This window comes from Methylobacterium sp. J-043, assembly GCF_022829505.1.
In the GTDB taxonomy this organism is placed as follows: domain Bacteria; phylum Pseudomonadota; class Alphaproteobacteria; order Rhizobiales; family Beijerinckiaceae; genus Methylobacterium; species Methylobacterium extorquens_A.
In genome coordinates, this window is sequence record NZ_JAKSYB010000045.1 from 125,672 (window position 1) to 142,502 (window position 16,831).

Annotated in this window: 15 protein-coding genes; 9 read left to right on the forward strand and 6 right to left on the reverse strand. The window is 69.5% G+C overall.

Annotation, left to right across the window (positions count from 1 at the left end; all coding sequences use genetic code 11):
* The first annotated feature begins 64 nt into the window (after positions 1-64).
* From MKK50_RS12015 to MKK50_RS12035, 5 genes are all read left to right on the forward strand, one after another.
* Positions 65-1,822 carry a type I secretion system permease/ATPase gene (locus tag MKK50_RS12015; protein WP_499022495.1) on the forward strand — a complete coding sequence of 586 codons (1,758 nt, stop codon included), beginning with the start codon at positions 65-67 and terminating at the stop codon, positions 1,820-1,822.
* Positions 1,822-3,168, forward strand: coding sequence for an HlyD family type I secretion periplasmic adaptor subunit (locus tag MKK50_RS12020; protein WP_253371833.1), 1,347 nt, complete (start codon positions 1,822-1,824; stop codon positions 3,166-3,168). The genes MKK50_RS12015 and MKK50_RS12020 overlap by 1 nt, the downstream gene beginning before the upstream one ends.
* Before the next feature lie 292 nt (positions 3,169-3,460).
* Complete coding sequence (gene ykgO, locus MKK50_RS12025; RefSeq protein ID WP_003601867.1) at positions 3,461-3,586, forward strand: type B 50S ribosomal protein L36; 126 nt, start codon at positions 3,461-3,463, stop codon at positions 3,584-3,586.
* A 77-nt stretch (positions 3,587-3,663) separates the two neighbouring features.
* The gene (locus MKK50_RS12030) at positions 3,664-4,272 is read left to right on the forward strand and encodes a tetratricopeptide repeat protein (RefSeq protein ID WP_499022498.1); all 609 of its coding nucleotides are present in this window, start codon (positions 3,664-3,666) and stop codon (positions 4,270-4,272) included.
* A gap of 10 nt (positions 4,273-4,282) precedes the next feature.
* Positions 4,283-5,278 (forward strand): alpha/beta fold hydrolase, encoded by a 996-nt coding sequence (locus MKK50_RS12035; protein WP_499022500.1) that lies wholly within the window; start codon positions 4,283-4,285, stop codon positions 5,276-5,278.
* A gap of 51 nt (positions 5,279-5,329) precedes the next feature.
* Here the strand turns inward: MKK50_RS12035 and pyk are convergent, their stop codons facing one another.
* Complete coding sequence (gene pyk / locus MKK50_RS12040) at positions 5,330-6,766, reverse strand: pyruvate kinase (protein ID WP_253371828.1); 1,437 nt, start codon at positions 6,764-6,766, stop codon at positions 5,330-5,332.
* Between the two features lie 367 nt (positions 6,767-7,133).
* Between pyk and MKK50_RS12045 the strand changes: the two genes are divergently transcribed.
* Positions 7,134-7,991 (forward strand): outer membrane protein, encoded by an 858-nt coding sequence (locus MKK50_RS12045; RefSeq protein ID WP_499022504.1) that lies wholly within the window; start codon positions 7,134-7,136, stop codon positions 7,989-7,991.
* A gap of 316 nt (positions 7,992-8,307) precedes the next feature.
* Here the strand turns inward: MKK50_RS12045 and MKK50_RS12050 are convergent, their stop codons facing one another.
* Positions 8,308-8,763, reverse strand: a complete 456-nt coding sequence (locus tag MKK50_RS12050) for a DUF1036 domain-containing protein (RefSeq protein ID WP_499022506.1) — start codon at positions 8,761-8,763, stop codon at positions 8,308-8,310.
* 52 nt (positions 8,764-8,815) lie between these two features.
* Positions 8,816-10,129 (reverse strand): glycerate kinase type-2 family protein, encoded by a 1,314-nt coding sequence (locus MKK50_RS12055; RefSeq protein WP_499022509.1) that lies wholly within the window; start codon positions 10,127-10,129, stop codon positions 8,816-8,818.
* Positions 10,130-10,356: 227 nt separating this feature from the next.
* Between MKK50_RS12055 and MKK50_RS12060 the strand changes: the two genes are divergently transcribed.
* The 3 genes from MKK50_RS12060 (at position 10,357) to MKK50_RS12070 (ending at position 11,880) form a co-directional block, all read left to right on the forward strand.
* Entirely contained in the window at positions 10,357-11,130 is a 774-nt protein-coding gene (locus tag MKK50_RS12060) for an N-formylglutamate amidohydrolase (RefSeq protein ID WP_499022513.1), read from the forward strand.
* A gap of 58 nt (positions 11,131-11,188) precedes the next feature.
* On the forward strand, positions 11,189-11,509 hold the full coding sequence (locus MKK50_RS12065) for a DUF1244 domain-containing protein (protein WP_499022516.1): 321 nt from the start codon (positions 11,189-11,191) through the stop codon (positions 11,507-11,509).
* Positions 11,510-11,613: 104 nt separating this feature from the next.
* Positions 11,614-11,880 carry a DUF2312 domain-containing protein gene (locus MKK50_RS12070; protein WP_003601858.1) on the forward strand — a complete coding sequence of 89 codons (267 nt, stop codon included), beginning with the start codon at positions 11,614-11,616 and terminating at the stop codon, positions 11,878-11,880.
* Between the two features lie 160 nt (positions 11,881-12,040).
* Here MKK50_RS12070 and MKK50_RS12075 read toward each other — a convergent pair whose 3' ends face one another.
* From MKK50_RS12075 to MKK50_RS12085, 3 genes are all read right to left on the reverse strand, one after another.
* Positions 12,041-12,823 carry a glutathione S-transferase family protein gene (locus tag MKK50_RS12075; RefSeq protein ID WP_499022519.1) on the reverse strand — a complete coding sequence of 261 codons (783 nt, stop codon included), beginning with the start codon at positions 12,821-12,823 and terminating at the stop codon, positions 12,041-12,043.
* Between the two features lie 156 nt (positions 12,824-12,979).
* A complete protein-coding gene (gene mepK / locus MKK50_RS12080; protein WP_499022734.1) occupies positions 12,980-14,470 on the reverse strand; it encodes a peptidoglycan L,D-endopeptidase MepK in 1,491 nt (496 codons plus the stop codon).
* A 237-nt stretch (positions 14,471-14,707) separates the two neighbouring features.
* Positions 14,708-16,651, reverse strand: a complete 1,944-nt coding sequence (locus tag MKK50_RS12085) for a L,D-transpeptidase family protein (protein WP_499022521.1) — start codon at positions 16,649-16,651, stop codon at positions 14,708-14,710.
* Positions 16,652-16,831: the final 180 nt, after the last annotated feature.

The window sequence follows — 16,831 nt, forward strand, 5'->3', positions numbered from 1 at the left end:
TGGCGAGGGTCGCGTGGCGGTCGGAACGGCGGCGAATCCGGACCGCGGGCAATCGAGGGTGACGATGGCGAACGATAGGCGCGACACGAACGAGATCGCCGCCGCCTTGGCGCGGTGCAAGACGGCCTTCATCGGCGTGGCCGTGATGAGCGGGCTGGTGAACATCCTCTATCTCACCGGCTCGTTCTTCATGCTCGAAGTCTATGACCGGGTGATCCCGAGCCGCTCCGTGCCGACCCTGATCGGGCTGGCTGCCCTCGCGCTCGTGCTCTACGCCTTCCAGGGCGTGCTTGAGGCCCTCCGCGGCCGCATCCTCGCCCGCGTCGGTGCGGCGCTGGACGAGGCGCTGAGCGGGCGGGTGTTCGACCTCGTGGTGCGCGCCCCGCTGAAGGGCGCAAATCAGGGCGACGGCCTTCTGCCCTTGCGCGACCTCGATCAGATCCGCGCGTTCCTGTCCGGCTCCGGTCCCTCCGCCTTCTTCGACCTGCCCTGGATGCCGGTCTACCTGCTGATCTGCTTCCTGTTTCATCCGCTGATCGGCGTCGCTGCCCTCGTCGGCATGGGTATCCTCGCCGCACTCACCTTCCTCACCGACCGCGCCAGCAAGGGGCCGACGCGGGCCGCGACCGGCCACGGCATGCGCCGCAACAGTCTGGCCGAATCCGGCCGCCGCAATGCAGAGGTGCTGGCCGCGATGGGCATGCAGGAGCGGCTCGCCGCCCGCTGGGCGGGGGCCAACCGCGAATACATGGAGGCGCATCAGGCCGTGGCGGATGCCGGCAGCGGCTTCGGTGCCGGCTCCAAGGTGTTCCGCATGGCCCTGCAATCGGGCGTGCTCGCGCTCGGCGCCTGGCTCGTCATCCACAACGAGGCCAGCGCCGGCATCATCATCGCGAGCTCGATCCTCGTCTCCCGCGCCCTGGCGCCCGCGGAACTCACCATCGCCAACTGGAAGGGCTTTGTCGCCGCGCGCCAGAGCTGGCATCGGCTTTCCGAGTTGCTGGCCCGGCTGCCGCAGGGCGAGCAGCCGCACGCCCTGCCGCCGCCCGCTGAAACCATCACCGTCGAGGCCGCCAGCATCGCCCCACCCGGCACGCCGCGCCTCGTGGTGCAGGATGTCAGCTTCGGCCTCCGGGCGGGGCAGGGGCTCGGCATCATCGGCCCCTCGGCCTCGGGCAAGTCCTCGCTGGTGCGGGCGCTGGTCGGCGTCTGGCCGCCGATCCGCGGAAAGATCCGCTTCGACGGCGCGGCGCTCGATCAATGGACGAGCGGCGACCTCGGGCCCCATATCGGTTTCCTGCCGCAGGAGGTCGAACTCTTCGCCGGCAGCGTCGCCGAAAACATCGCCCGCTTCGAGCCGGGCGCGCCGGCCGAGGCGGTCATCGCGGCGGCCAAGGCGGCCGGCGTCCACGAGCTGATCCTGCGCCTGTCGGAAGGCTATGACACCCGCATCGGCGAGGGCGGCACGGGCCTCTCCGCCGGGCAGCGCCAGCGCGTCGGGCTCGCCCGCGCGCTCTACCGCGAGCCCTTCCTCGTGGTGCTCGACGAGCCCAACGCCAACCTCGACAGCGAGGGCGAGAACGCCCTGACGCAGGCAATCCTCGGCGTGCGGCGGCGCGGCGGCATCTGCGTCGTCGTCGCTCACCGTCCGAGCGCGCTCGCCGCCCTCGACCTCATCCTGATGATGGCCGACGGCCGCGCCCAGGCCTTCGGGCCCAAGGATGAAATCCTCAAGCGCGTGCTGCGCCCGGCGCCGGCTCCCGTTCCGGTCGCCGCTGACGCTCCACAAGTCGCCGCGCCTTCGATCCGGGAGAGTGCCTGATGTCCGCGACCCTCGCCCCCCTCAGCGGTCTTCCCCCGGCCCTGCCGCGCCCCGTTGCCCACGGCTCGATCCGAAGCCACCTCACCGTCGCGCTCGGCCTCTCCGTCGCCCTCGTCCTCGGTGTCGGCGGCTGGGCCACCTTCACCGAGATCTCGGCCGCGGTGATCGCGCCGGGCCAGCTCGTGGTCGAGACCGATGTGAAGAAGGTGCAGCATCCCACCGGCGGGGTCGTTGGCCAGCTCCTCGCCCGTGAGGGCCAACGGGTCGCGGCCGGCGACGTGCTGATCCGCCTCGACGAAACCCAGACTCGGGCGAACCTCGACATCGTGCTCAAGGCCATGGACGAGTTGGCGGCCCGCCGCGCCAGGGACGAGGCCGAGCGCGATGGGCTGAAAGTCGTCACATTCCCGCCCGACCTCGTCGCGCGCATCGACGACGACCCGAGCGTCGCCCGGCTGCTCGACGGCGAGTCGCGCCTGTTCGCCTCCCGTGTCGCCGGGCGCGAGGGGCAGAAGGCGCAGTTGCGCGAGCGCATCGCCCAGCTCGGCCAGGAGATCGATGGGCTCACCAAGCAGGCCGCGGCCAAGGACCGGGAGATCGGCCTCATCGGCCACGAACTGACCGGCGTTCGCGACCTCTACGCCAAGAACCTCGTGCCGCTCTCGCGCGTCACCGCCCTGGAGCGCGACGCCGCCCGGCTCGAAGGCGAGCGCGGCCAGCTCGTCGCCTCGACGGCCTCGGCGCGCGGCAAGATCGCCGAGACCGAGCTGCAGGTCATTCAGATCGACGGCGAGATGCGCACCGAGACCGGCAAGGATCTGGCCGAGATCCGCGGCAAGTGGTCGGAGCTGCGCGAGAAGCGCGTGGCGGCAGAAGACCAGCTCAAGCGGGTCGAGCTGCGCGCGCCGCAGGACGGCTTCGTCCACCAGATGAGCGTGCATACGGTCGGCGGGCTCGTGGTCCCGAGCGAGCCGGCGATGCTGATCGTTCCGGCCTCCGACCAGCTCCTGGTCGAGGTACGGGTCCAGCCGCAGGACATCGACAATGTGCGGGTCGGACAGAAGGCGGTGCTGCGCTTCCCGGCCTTCAACACGCGCACGACGCCGGAGATCGACGGCGAGGTGACCCGGGTCTCGGCGGACGTGACCCAGGATCCCAAGACTGGGCAGAGCTACTACACGGCGCGCATCCGCATCCGAGAGGATCAGAAGGAGCGCCTGAAGGGCCTGCGCCTCGTGCCGGGCATGCCGGCGGAGTCCTTCACCCAGATCGGCGAGCGCTCCGTTCTCTCCTATCTCACGCGCCCTCTGACCGATCAGATCGCGAAAGCGTGGCGGGAGCGCTGACAATCTTCGGCGATCGCCTTGTGCGATCACCGTGGTCCCTCGCCGACCTCACACGCCGGCGCCCGTTTCCGCCGGCTTGGCTTCAGCTCCGCGCGGCGCTCTTTGCGCCGGCAAGCCGCACGCGGCTTAGAGCGATTGCCTGACCTTGCCTGACGGGCGGGTTGTCTGATAAGGCGACCGCCTCCCCGCGATGTCGCTGATGTCATCGCCGGAGCGTCCCCGCGGCGCTCCGTTCCTTCGAGACACATGAACAACAGGCGGCCGGTCTCGAATCCGTGCCGATGTGAGACCGATGAAGATTCGCAACTCGCTCAAGTCGCTGCGCGGCCGTCACCGCGATAACCAGCTCGTGCGCCGCAAGGGCCGCGTCTACGTCATCAACAAGACCCAGAAGCGCTTCAAGGCCCGCCAGGGCTGATCCCTCGGTGCTGCGACTCGGACGCGGCACCGAAGCGCGTTGACGGGAGCCGGGTTCGGGGTGGAAGCTCCGGACCTATGGACGCTCGCCGCACCCCTCTCCTGATCGCCCTTTGCCTTGGCCTCGCGCTCGCAGGTCCCACGGCCACCGCCAGCCTTGCGGCAGCCGACAAGGCGCGACCGGAGAAGGAGCGCAAGGCGCATCCGCCGGTCAGTCTCGAAGATCTCTACACCCGCCTGAAGCAGGCCGAGGACGAGACCGAGGCCAAGGCCGTCGCCACCTTGATCGAGCGTCGTCTCGGCCGCTCCGGCAGTGCCACGGCCGACCTGCTCTCCGATCGTGCCCGGCAGGCGATGAGCGGCAACGACCTGCCGCTGGCCGTCGAATTGATGGACCGCTCCGTCGCCCTCGAGCCGAACTGGTCCGAAGGCTGGAGCCGGCGCGCCACCCTGTTCTGGCGTCTGTCCGACACCGCGACCGCCATCTCCGACCTTCAGCGCGCGCTCGTGCTGGAGCCGCGCCATTTCGAGGCCTGGGCCGCGCTCGGCAAGCTCTACCTCGCCCAGGACGACAAGGGCCGGGCCCTCGATGCCTTCCGCCGGGCGGAAGCGCTCTATCCGCAATGGGACGTGCTCAAGAAGGCGATCGAGCGGCTGACACCCGACGTGCAGGGACGCGATCTTTGATTCGCGCCCCGTGAGCCTCGCTGAGCCCCTCCGACTCGTTGCCGTCCTCTTGGCAGCGCTCATCGCTCTCGTCGCGCTGCTGCTCCTCTGCGCGGCCGTGGCGACGCGGCTGATCGCATGGCGCACCGAGGCACGCTATCCGGCCGCTGACCGAAGCATCGATGTCGAGGGCGGCCGGATCGCCTATCTCGCGGACGGGCCCGAGACGGGCGCGCGGGGCACGGTCGTCCTGCTCCACGGCGCTTCGGCGAACGCCTACGATCCGATGGAGGGCGTTGGCCGGCACCTTGCCCGATCCGGCTTTCGCGTCATCGCCTTCGATCGGCCGGGTTACGGCAACAGCGACCGAATCGGCGGCGCGGACGCCGCTTCACCAGCCTTCCAGGGAAGGATGTTGGGACAGGCTCTCGATCGGCTCGGCACCGGGCCGGCGATCCTGCTCGGCCATTCCTGGTCCGGCGCGCTCGCCCTGCGGATGGCCCTCGACCGGCCGGAGCAGCTGGCAGGCCTCGTTCTCGTGGCGCCCGTGGCGATGCCGTTTCCATCGCGCCCGCTGCCCTGGTGGGCGCGGATCGCCCTGATGCCGCCGGTGACGTGGCTGCTCACCCAGACCGTCGCCGTGCCGATCGGCCTCTCCTATCTGCCCTCGGTGGCGAGAAGCGTGTTCAAACCGGAAGCTCCGGTGGAAAACTACATCGAGGCGAGCCGGGCGCCGCTGATTCTGCGACCGGGTCCGGCGCTCGCCAACATCCAGGATCTCGCCGGACTTCCCGCCGTGCTCGCCGAACAGGCGCCGCGCTACCAAACCATCGCCGTGCCCACCGTGATCGTGGCGGGCGAGGCCGATCCGGTCGTTCAAACCCGCTTGCAGACCGATCCGCTGAGCCGGGCGATACCGCACTCCCGGCGGGTCGTGGTGCCGGGCGCCGGACATATGCTGACCTACACTGCCCCCGACACCCTCGTGCGCGAGGTTGAATCGTTGACGGAGGCGATCGCGCGGTAGAGCCTCCGCGCGATCGAGCGTCCATCCGGATCCGATATCCAGGCCGATGCCTCAGGCCCGCTCGGCGTGCTCGCGGGTGACGAATGCGATGCGCACCATGTTGGTCGCTCCCGGAATGCCGAACGGCACGCCGGCCACGATGATCACCCGGTCGCCGATTTCAGCAAAGCGCTCGCGCACCGCGAACTTCGCCGCGCGAAAGGCCATGTCGTCCACGTCGCTGGCATCCTTGGTGACGATCGGGTGCACGCCCCAGGCCATGGTAAGGCGCCGCGCCGTCTCGCGTTTCGGCGTCAGCGCGATGACGCTGGCATTGGGCCGGGCGCGCGCAAGCCGCAGGACCGTCGAACCCGAATGGGTCCAGGCCATAATCGCGCGCAGGCTCAGCGCCTCGACGATCTGGTGGGCCGCGGCCGCGATGGCGTCGGAAGCCGTCGGCTCCGGCTCGGAACGCTGCGCCATGAGGATCGACCAGTAGAGCGCGTCACGCTCCACCTGTTCGGCGATGCGGTTCATGGTGCCGATCGCCTCGACCGGAAACTCGCCGGCGGCGCTCTCGGCCGAGAGCATCACCGCATCCGCGCCCTCGTAGACGGCGGTGGCCACGTCCGACACCTCGGCGCGGGTCGGCACCGGCGAGGTAATCATCGATTCGAGCATCTGCGTCGCGACGACGACCGGCTTGCCGAGCCGGCGCGCGCCGCGGGTAATGCGCTTCTGCACGCCCGGCACCTGTTCGAGCGGCATCTCGACGCCGAGATCGCCGCGGGCGACCATGATGCCGTCGGAGATCTCGATGATCTCGTCGAGTCGGGTGAGCGCCTGAGGCTTCTCGATCTTGGCCATCACCAGGGCACGCCCGGCGGCCACCTTCTTCACCTCCGCCACGTCTTCCGGGCGCTGCACGAAGGAAACGGCGATCCAGTCGGCGCCGGCCGCGAGGCCCGCTTCCAGATCACCGCGATCCTTCTCGGTCATCGCCGGCACCGGCAGTACGGTGTGAGGCAGCGACACGCCCTTGCGATTCGAGATGCGGCCGCCGACCTCGACGCGGGTGACCGCACGCCCCTCGCTCACTTCGGTGACGACGAGGCGAAGCTTGCCGTCGTCGATCAGGATGCCGTGACTGGGCTCCAGCGCCGACAGGATTTCGGGATGGGGAAGGAAGACGCGGTCGGCATCGCCCGGCGTCGGATCCGAATCGAGCACGAAGGTCTGGCCGTTCTCGAGCACCGCCGCGTCACCCACGAAGGTGCCGAGCCGCAGCTTCGGGCCCTGAAGGTCCACGAGGATGCCGATGGGGCGCTTGGCCTCGCGCTCGATGGTGCGGATCACCTCGATGCGCTCGGGCAGCTTCTCGCGGGCGAGATGGCTCATGTTGATGCGGAAGACGTCCGCACCGGCATGAAACAGCTTCTCGATCATCTCCGGCGTGTCGGATGCCGGGCCGAGGGTGGCGACGATTTTGGTGCGGCGCGAGCGCTTCAATGGGGCCTCCATCATACCCGCTGGACCCACGGAGCGCGGCGAACGCGTGCGGGAACGGCCCGGCGGATGGGCGGCGCGCGGGCAGGCGCCGATGGCCGGACGGGGGCTTGGCGGCCACAAGCATTTCCCGGCCCGCGAGGTCAAGGCCGGAGCATCGACGCATTTCAACGCCAAGACCGGTGCGGGAACCTTTTCTATGGCTCGTCGTTCAGTGCTGTTCAACTTTCCGAGATCTAAGCGTTTACGCGCCGCACAACGCAACTCTGGCGTTATCGACGCTGCGTGTTGCTGGAAAGTCATAGGCAGCTTGGCCGTCCCGCTGGTAGCTTAGCCCTCGAAATCAGCATTCTTCGAAGGCGACCCCATCGTGATCAGAGCTCTCCTCCTGGGCGGCACCGCGGCACTCGTGAGCACCGCCGCGCTCGCCGCCGATCTGCCGCGCCGCGAGGCTCCGCCGATCGCTTTCGCGCCCGTCCCGGTCTTCACCTGGACCGGCTTCTACGCCGGCCTGCACACGGGTTACGCGTTCACCGACAACCCGAACATCCAGACCCGCGGCAACGATCCCTTCACCGCCAGCAACGTGACGCTCGCCCGTCGCCCCGCCTCCCTCAAGAGCGAGGTCGATGGCTTCTCCCGCATCGGCGGCGGCTTCGGCTACAACCATCAGTTCACGCCGGGCGGCGGCTTCGTGGCCGGTCTGGCCTTCGACGCCACCTGGCTCGACCTCGACAAGCGCACGGGCTTCTACGGCGCGCCGAACCCGACCGTCGGCAACGCCAGCGTCTACACGCAGAACCTCGACTTCCTCGGCACCGTCAACGGCAAGCTCGGCTACGCCTTCGACCGGTTCTTCGTCTACGGCACCGGCGGTCTCGCCTTCGGCCACGTCAGCTACGGCGCGGACTTCTTCAACCCGGGCGCCACCGTCCTCCAGTACACCGGCGGCGGTCGCAAGATCTTCGAGACCGGCTACAACTACGGCGGCGGCATCGAGTACGCGATCCCGGTCGACAGCTTCCTGAACTACTTCTCGGTCGGCCGCTGGCTCGGCATCAAGTCCGACGTGACGATCAAGGCGGAGTACATCCGCTACGATCTCGGCAGCCGCAACGTGCTGATCAACCAGACCGCCCCGACCCCGCCCGGCTCCTACACCTCGCGTTTCGCCACCGAGGGCAGCCTGATCCGCGCCGGCTTCAACTATAAGTTCAGCGGCCTCTAAGCCTCGAACTTCACAGACCGACGATGTTCAGCGGGCGCCTCCATGAGGCGCCCGTTTTCGTTTGGACTGGTCTGCTCGGATGTGGCCACGGACGACGGCTCACTTCATCCGTCCGGCCATCGCGGTGGCTCGGTTGGCTCACCAATGTTGGCGATGGCTGTGCGGCGTGTGGCGTTCAGCGCTGCCATGGCTGCCGCTGTCGGCGCGGGATATCGCCCCCGCACGGCGCGACGCCGCGATGGTCACGTTCTGCCTCAAAGATCAGGATCGGCGTGGCCCTGGCCCGTCGCACCACGAAGCGCAGCGAGCGGGGTTCTTACGGACCGCCGGCCAGAGGTTGGCCCGGATCGGAGAGCTGGATCGTCCAGTTCCGCTGCTGGCCGGTATCGACCTCGATGAAGCCGTTGCGGTCGAAGCCGCGAGCGAGACAGTCCTCGACACCGCGAATGGTGAAGGCAGTGTCACGGGTGCACATCATGGCGCGTCCGCTCCACTCGCCGCCGCGGCTGTAATCGACAGCGTAGAGATAGTAGAACTGCGCCGCGAGCGAGCCCTTGAGCAGGGTCTCGCAGTTGCGTGGCTTGAGATCCCACCAGCCTTCGGTCACCCAACCCTGCGCGTCCCGGTAGCCCAGGGTCACGCCGACCTTGCTGGCGGTCTGGTTGCACAGGCGCAGATCGGCCGAAGCGGGGAGGGGGAGGAGCGCGGAGGCGGCGGCGCAGAGCCCGAGGACGGCCCTGCGCAGCGAGCGCGCGCTCGCTTGTTTCTGCATCGTCTTCTTCCAAAAGCCGGTGGCTGCCTTTTGGGACGATGCTCTCGAGAACTCAATCGACGAGGATGACGCGACAATCGTTGACATTGGTCCGAGTGGGGCCCGGCTGAACGAGATCGCGGATTGTCGCGAAGAATCGCGTCGAATCGTTGTCGAGCAGCATCGCTTTCGGATCGAGCCCTGCGGCCTGGGCGCGGCTCAGCGTCGTGGCGTCGACCAAGCCGCCTGCCGGGTCCGTCGCCGCGCCGCGGCCGCCATCGGTGCCGTCGGTGTCGGCGGCGATGCCGGCAATGCCCTCGGCCCCGTCGAGGGCGATGGCGAGCGCCAGCGCATATTCCTGATTGGGGCCGCCATCACCCTCGCCGCGAATGGTGACGGTGAGTTCGCCACCGGAGATCAGGGCGACGCGCCGCCCCGCCAGCCGCGCCTCAAGCGCCAGCCGGGCATGCTCGGCCGCGACCTCGCGGGCCTCGCCCTCGAGGTCGGCGCCCAGCATCACCGGCTCGTAGCCGGCCCGCCGGGCGGCCTCGGCCGCCGCTTCGAGGGCGTCGATCGGCCGGGCGATGATGCGGTACTCGGCTCGGGCGAAAGCCGGATCGCCCGCCTTCGGCGTCTCGTTGGCCGGATCGTTCAGCAGGGCGAGGGCGGATTCGGGCAGGCTGATGCCGCGGCGCTCGCAGATCGCGCGGGCATCGGCCAGGGTGGAGGGATCGGGCACGGTCGGGCCGGAGGCGATCACCGAAGGGTCGTCATGCGGCACGTCGGAAATGGCGAGCGTCAGGATCGACTTCGCGTTGCGTGCCGCCACCGCGAGCCGCCCGCCCTTGATGCGCGAGAGGTGCTTGCGCACGGCGTTGATCTCGTTGATCGGCGCACCGGAGCGCAGCAGCGCCTTGGTGATCGCCTGCTTCTCGCTGAGCGTCAGGTTGCCGGCGGGCGCGATCCAGTTCGCCGAGCCGCCGCCGGAGAGCAGCACCAGAACCTCGTCCTCCGGGCCGGCGCTCGCGGCGATGGCGAGCGCTTCCTTGGTCGCCTCGATCCCGGCCGCATCGGGAACCGGATGGCCCGCCTCGACCATACGTATGCCGGGAGCCTCCTCGCCGTAACCGTGCCGGGCCACCGCGAGACCGACGATCCGGTCCTCCGGCACCCCGTGCTCCTGGCGGTAGAACCGGCTCGCCACCGCGGCCATGCTGCCGCCGGCCTTGCCCGCTCCGAGAATGATGAGCCGCCCCGGCGTCGGCGCCGGCAGGTGCCCGACGAGGCACTTGCGCGGATGGGCGGCGGCGATCGCCTCGTCGAGGATCGACGAGAGGAGGGCGCGACGCTCCGCGTGGGCCGGATCGGTCGGGGCAGGGGCGGTCATGGGCGTCCTCGCGCGGTTCTTGACGGTTCTTGTTTGTGCGTTTGCTTGCCCGAGCGCCGCCTTATCGGCAAGCCTCCCCGGTTTCACAAAACTTTCGGGCGCCGGAGCATTCTTTTTGACCCCAGCACCATCCTTGCTGGTCGACTTACGGAGCGCCCTGCGCATAGCGGGTCGGCGGTGAAAGCCGCGCCCCTTTCGATCTCGCAGCAGTGGCCCAGATAAGCGCCATGCTGTCCCTTGAACCCGAGACCGAAACCCGCCCCGAACACCCCATCGAGCGCATCGATGGCGATGCGTCCCTGGGTCTCCTGCTCGTCTGCGAACACGCTTCGAACGCGGTGCCGGACGATCTCGGCCGGCTCGGCGTGCCGGAAGCCGAATTCTCCCGCCACATCGCCTACGATATCGGCGCCGCCGAGGTGACGCGCCGGCTCGCCGCCCGGCTCGGGGTGCCGGCGGTGCTGACGCAGTTCTCACGGCTCATCATCGATCCGAACCGGGGCCGGCGCGATCCGACCCTGGTGATGCGGCTCTCAGACGGCGCGATCGTGCCCGGCAACGCCCGGATCGACGCGGCCGGCATCGCCGAGCGGATCCGGCGCTTCTACATGCCGTTCGACCGCGCCGTGGACGAGGCGGTCAGCCGGTCGGAGGCGGCAGGCGTACGTCCGATGCTGATGACGATCCACAGCTTCACGCCGTTCTGGCGCACCATCGCCCGGCCCTGGCAGGTCGGCGTCCTATACGATCAGGATGCGGGGCTGAGCCGCCTGCTGATCGAGGCGCTCAAGGCCGATCCGGCCGGCCTCTGCGTCGGCGACAACCAGCCCTACGGCGGCGGCTTGCCTGGCGACACGATCGACCGGCACGCCACCGTCCGCGGCCTGCCCAACGCCTTGATCGAGATCCGCCAGGATCTGATCGGCGGGCCCGAGGGCCAGGAGGAGTGGGCGCAGCGCTTTGCCCGCATCCTGAGGCCGATGCTGCGTCCGCCCGCTTGACGGGAGGGGATCGCGGGACGACCACTGCGCGATCCCCTCGACAGCGAGAGCCGCCGCCATGACCGAACCCGCACCCGGCATCGATCCCGCGACGCAGACCGAGCTGGAGGCGGCCGTGTTCCGCCGCCTCGTCTCGCATCTGCGCAACCGCACCGATGTGCAGAATATCGACCTGATGAATCTCGCCGGCTTCTGCCGCAACTGCCTGTCGAACTGGCTGAAGGACGCGGCCGACGAGCGCGGCCTCGCACTCTCGAAGGATCAGAGCCGCGAGCACGTCTACGGCATGCCCTACGAAGAATGGAAGCAGAAGCACCAGACCGAGGCGGCCCCCGAGCAGCAGGCACGCTTCTCCGCCGCCCAGACCGGCGGACACTGAGGGAGCATCGGCATCAACGAGCAGGTAAGGTTGATGCCGTAATCCCCAGGCATCCGGCGTGGGTCTTCGGGCACACGCCATCCCTCGCGTGAAGGAGCGCTGCCATGGCCGCCTCGCCTGCCCCCGCCGTCGACCCGTCCTCGGTCGCCGCCGACCAGCTCAAGAGCATCATCGAGCGCATCGAGCGTCTCGAAGAGGAGAAGGCCGGCATCGCGGGCGACATCAAGGATGTCTACGCCGAAGCCAAGGCCAACGGCTTCGATGTGAAGGTGCTGCGCAAGATCATCTCCCTGCGCAAGCGCGACCACGACGAGCGCCAGGAAGAGGAGGCGATCCTCGAACTCTACCTCCAGGCCCTCGGCATGGCGTAGCGCCACCCAAGCACCGTCAGCCCCACCGAGACCCCATCCTGAGGTGTCGCGCAGCGGCCTCGAAGGACCCTCCAGCTTTCGCGCGATCCCTGGAAGATCCTTCGGGGCCCGCCGACGCGGGCACCTCAGGATGAGGGATGTGGATGGGAATGCAGGCGACTCAACCCTCCGGCCACGGAAAGCGGATGTTGCCGTCGCGCAGGCCGGCCAGCACCACCTCGATCCCGCCGGTTTTCACCATCCATTCGAGCCGGTGGTCGCGATATTCCCGGCGGCGCCCGCCCGTCGTGTAATGGTTCGAGGCGGCGGCCATTGTCTCCGCAGCGGCGTCGAACTCCGCGAAGGTCGCGGCGACGGAGGGCCGTTCCCGCAGCCGCGCGTGCCAGCGGGCGAGCGGCGTGCCGGGCTCCGGCCCCAGTCCGTAATGCACCGAACGATTGACCATCGGCGCCGCCGCCGCGTCGGCCCAGCCGAACGTGTCGCCGCCGAACCAGTCGGTCTCGCCGAGGCGCGACGTCAGCCACGCCTGGAGCGTGCGGGTCTGCGCCGCGGCCCGCTCCCGAAGGTGGTCGGCCAGGGCGCCGGTGGCGCGGGCAAACCACAGCACTTCGCCAAATCCCCAGTTCACCGCCTCGTACTGCGTATCGCAGACCTCCTCGGTGAGCCGTGCAAAAGCGCGGGCGGCGGGGTCGCGGGGCAGAAGCGGCGGATCGGGCCAACGCTCCTCGATGTATTCGAGGATCACGGTCGATTCGAAGATCGAGACGTCGCCATCGACCAGCACCGGCACCTCGGTACGCGGATTGGCGGCGGCGAAGGGGCCGTCGCTTCGGCCGCTGCCGAAGCTCTCGGGGATCTCGCCCGTGAACGGTACACCCTTCTCGCGTAGCGCGATCTTGATTTTCTGGGCGTAGGACGAAAGCGGGTGCTCGTAGAGCAGCATGGGAGGGCCTCGGCCGATACGGTTTCCGCTTGCTTCAAGCGGAAACCGTATCGGCAAGCCCGCGCGGCGCTTGAGCGAGACCCAAATCCGCCATCCCGAGGGGGTCAACCGGATTTGGTATGAGTTCCCCCGAATGGAGCGCGGGCGCCCCCGGCGTCAACGGGCAGCAGCCGGCCCCTGCGTGGCGGAGCCGGAGAAGCGGGCGGCGGACAAAGTCGCCGGTTCGGCCGAGAACCGTCCGCTAAGCGCCTCGACCGAGGGGATGTGAAGCGCCTCCGCGGGCAGCGCCTCGTCGGGGCGCGAGCGCGCCAGCGCCACGCGGACGAAGGCGGTCGGTGCGGCCGGCTCCGAGATGCCCTGAACCGCGGCGAAGAACAGGCTGCGGACCTGCTCGCGCGGGTCGGCATCCGCCGGCACCAGACGCGCCTCGATAGCCCCCGGCTCTGGCGCCTCGTCGCTCGTCTCGCTTCCGGCCTGCGCGACGTGAACCATGCCGCCTAAGCCCTCGCCGTTGAGAGAGGCGAGCTGCACCGGGCGCTGCGGCGGCAGAGGAATAGTGAGGGCGGTGGCGACGACGGCGAATTCCGAGGGACGCCGCGGCGGCAGCGGCGCGACCACCGCCTGATCCGCCTCGCCAGTCAGCAATTCCTTGGCCGAGGCGCCGTCCCGGCGCAGGCTCGTCGCGCGTAGAGCCTCGGAGGCGGCCGGTGCGGCATAGGCCATCGCGGCAGTCGCATCGGCGGGATCGGCGCTCGCGACCGCGATGCTCGGCTTGGCCCGGGCTTTCGACGGCACGGCGGCGCTGGCGAGCGCGGCCGACGGCGCATCCGTCCCGCCGCTTCCGCCGAAGAGCGAGGCGAAGAAGCCCTTGAGCCCCGGCCCTTCGCCGACCTCGTCGGCGCTGGCCAGCGCCGTGTAGCCCAGCACGGTGCCGCCGCGGGAGAGGATCTCGGCCCGGGCCTCCTCGTAGCGGGCGAGCGGCTTGCCGTCGGCGGGAAGGTGGACGGTCTTACCGTCCGGGAACAGGCGGGCGAGCTGGTCGTGGCTCATGCGCGGCCAGGAGCGCACCGAGCCGACATCGAGATGCACGAAGGGCGAGCCTGAGCGGGGATACCAGCCGACGCCGCCGCGCTGCATCCGCATGCCGACGGCGCGGATCTGGTCGATCGAGGCATCGGTCATGAAGAAGTCCATGGCCTTGCCGAGCATGTGCTGGCTGGTCTCGGCAACGCCCGATGAGCGGCGGCGCAGCATGCCGTTGGTCTTCGGGCTGCGGTAGCCGCAGACGATGCGCAGCGGCGCGGTCGAGCCGACGGAGCGCTGCGCCTCCCACACCACGTCGAACAGGCGCGGGTCCATCTTGACCGATTCGTTCTCGCGCCAGTCGCGCATGAGCCAGTTGATCTGATCGAGGGCGGCGCGGTCGTAGCGCCCGTCGCGCTTGAAGGTGACGTTCAGCGTCTCGCCGGTGTGCTCATGCACCATGGAGAGGCTGCGGGTGTCGCCGTTGGCGACTGCGTTCTGGGTCTCGACCGTGCCGGCGACGAGCAGGGCGGCCATCGCGCCGGTGGCGGAGGCGAGGCGCTTCAGGCGCGGGGAGGGCGAAGTGCGTTTCGAGGACAGGCGGTCCCGGATCGTGCGCAGCATGGTCCTCACCTCGCGAAACGGCGCGGCATCGGCGATGCCGCGGGGCGCAAGGATGGCCGAGGACCGGAAAGGCGGGTCGTCGGGGCCCGTGCTGCTCACCGTCTTTCGAAGACGGCTACGGGCCAACCGTGGCAAAAAAGAGCCTCACAAGATGCAGGATGGCACGCGGACCGACGCTGTCCCGCGCGGAATGACGGCGCCGATGATCTATGTTGGCAAAGGCGCGCGATCGCCGCTCTACCAGTAGCTGCGCGGCGGATACGCGTAGGTCGGGGCGCTTTCGGGTTCGCCGAACATGTCCGATGAGCGGCGGGGGGCAGCGCGGCGCTCGCTGCGTACTGCCTCACGCGCGATCGCCTGGCGCGGAGCCGCGCGGGAGGCCTCGGCACTCGGGCGCTTCTCCTTCGCGGGCCCCTTCGCCACGGCGTCCGAGCGGGGGCTCAGCCCCAGCGCGACCTTCATCGGGCCATCGTAGCCGTAGAGGTCCGTCAGGGTGCGGTAGGTCCCGAGATCGTCCACTTCCGCCGTGAAGTAGGCGAGGTGCACCGGCAGCTTCTCGGGCAGGCGCAGCGTCCGCTCGCCCTTGCCGATCAGCTTCTTGAGGCGTTCCTGCGTCCAGTTCGGCAGCACCGCGTCGGCGAAGCGGAACGGGTCGTCCACGCGCACGCAGCCATGGCTGAAGGCGCGGGTCGAGGCGGAGAACAGCGAGCGGTTCGGCGTGTCGTGCAGGTAGACCGCGTGCTGGTTGGGGAACATGAACTTGATGAAGCCGAGCGCGTTCCGCTCTCCCGGCGGCTGGCGCAGCGAGATGTTGCCGCCTCGGCGAACCACCTCGAACCCGGCGGTGCGGCCCGAAGCCAGCATCTGCTTCAGGATCGAGGGCGGCACGTACCAGGACGGGTTGACGACGGCGTACTCCATCATCCCCGAGAAGGTCGGCGTCGGGCTCGTCGGCTTGCCGACGATCACCCGCGTCTCGTCACGCACCTGCCCGTCGCGAAAGACCTTCAGCTTGAATTCGGGCACGTTGACGAAAACGTAGTTCGGCCCGAGCTCGGGCGGCAGCCAGCGCCAGCGCTCCATGTTGACGAGGAGGTCGGCCTCGCTCGCGCTCGTCTTCGGCACGCTCGGGCTGGCAAGCGCGGCGACAGTGGCGCGGGTGAGCGTCCCGCTCGCCGGAAGGCCGCGGCTGCGCTGGAAGCTCTTGACGGCATCGGCGACGGAGCGGTCGTAGGCATCCGCCTCGCCGGGTGCCGTATCGAGGGTACCCACGGGGCGCGCGTCCAGGCCGAAGCGGCTGCGCAGCAGCGGTACGCGTGGATCGCTCATCCCGAGCTTGAGATCCGGCCCGTCGGGCAACCTGACGCTCGGCACGCCCTGCGTCCGGCCGGCACGCAGTCCGGCGAGGCGCTTCTTCAGGGCGAGGTATCCGGGCTGGCGCGGATTGTAGCTTTGCAGCACCTCTCCGGCCCCCGCCCCCGCCGCGGCAAGGCGGGTCAGCACCGTGTCAGCCGGCGGCAGGTCGAGGGTGGGCGTGATGAGCTTTGAGATCGTGGCCGGGTTCACCCGTCCGCCGCGGGCGTCGCGGGCGTAGAGGGCGAGCGCGGCCGAGAGCTTGAGGTCGGCCTCGGCGATCTCGGCCTCCGTGTCCGGGCGGCTGAGCTTGCCCACGACTGGAACGGGATAGGCGTTCGGATCGAGCCCGTCCTCGCCCGCTTCCCGCAGGCGGGCAATGGCCGCGTTGGCGGCGGCGGTAAAGGTCCGGTTCTCGATCCAGACCGGCTTGAAGTTGCCGAGCGCGTAGAAGGCCTGAATCGCCTCGCGATCCTTGCCGGTCAGTCGCTGGAGCAGCGGCGCGGAATCGTTGAGACGTGCATAGACGGCCGCCGGAAGCGGCTCGCTCGGCGCGACGGGCGCCGGCGGCCCCTCGGCAGCGGGCGCGGGGGCCGGCTCGCCGGAGGGCGGCGCATCGACAGTCGCTGCCGCGCCGTCGGTGGCGTCGGTCGTAACCGCCGGTTCGTTGGCGAGATCGACGGCGGCCTTACGGATGACGACGCCCGACTCCGTCGCGGCCGGCGCTTCCTCGGCACGAGCCGGGGCTTGGCTGAAAGCGAGGAGGGCCGCCAGCGCGACGGACAAGGTCCGCACGATGCCCGTTCCGGCTTCCGATGCAGCGCGCATGTCGGCAACTCCCTGGATACGGCCGAGACTGCCGCAGCTCTGCTTAAAGATCATCGACCGAAGCACGGCCGTGCGCAACCACACGACCACATGCCATGGCCGAGCCGGAACCTGAAGGCGAAGGGCGAAAGGCCAATGCGTCGTGCCGAGAGGTGTGACCCCCTTTCGGGACGATCGCTC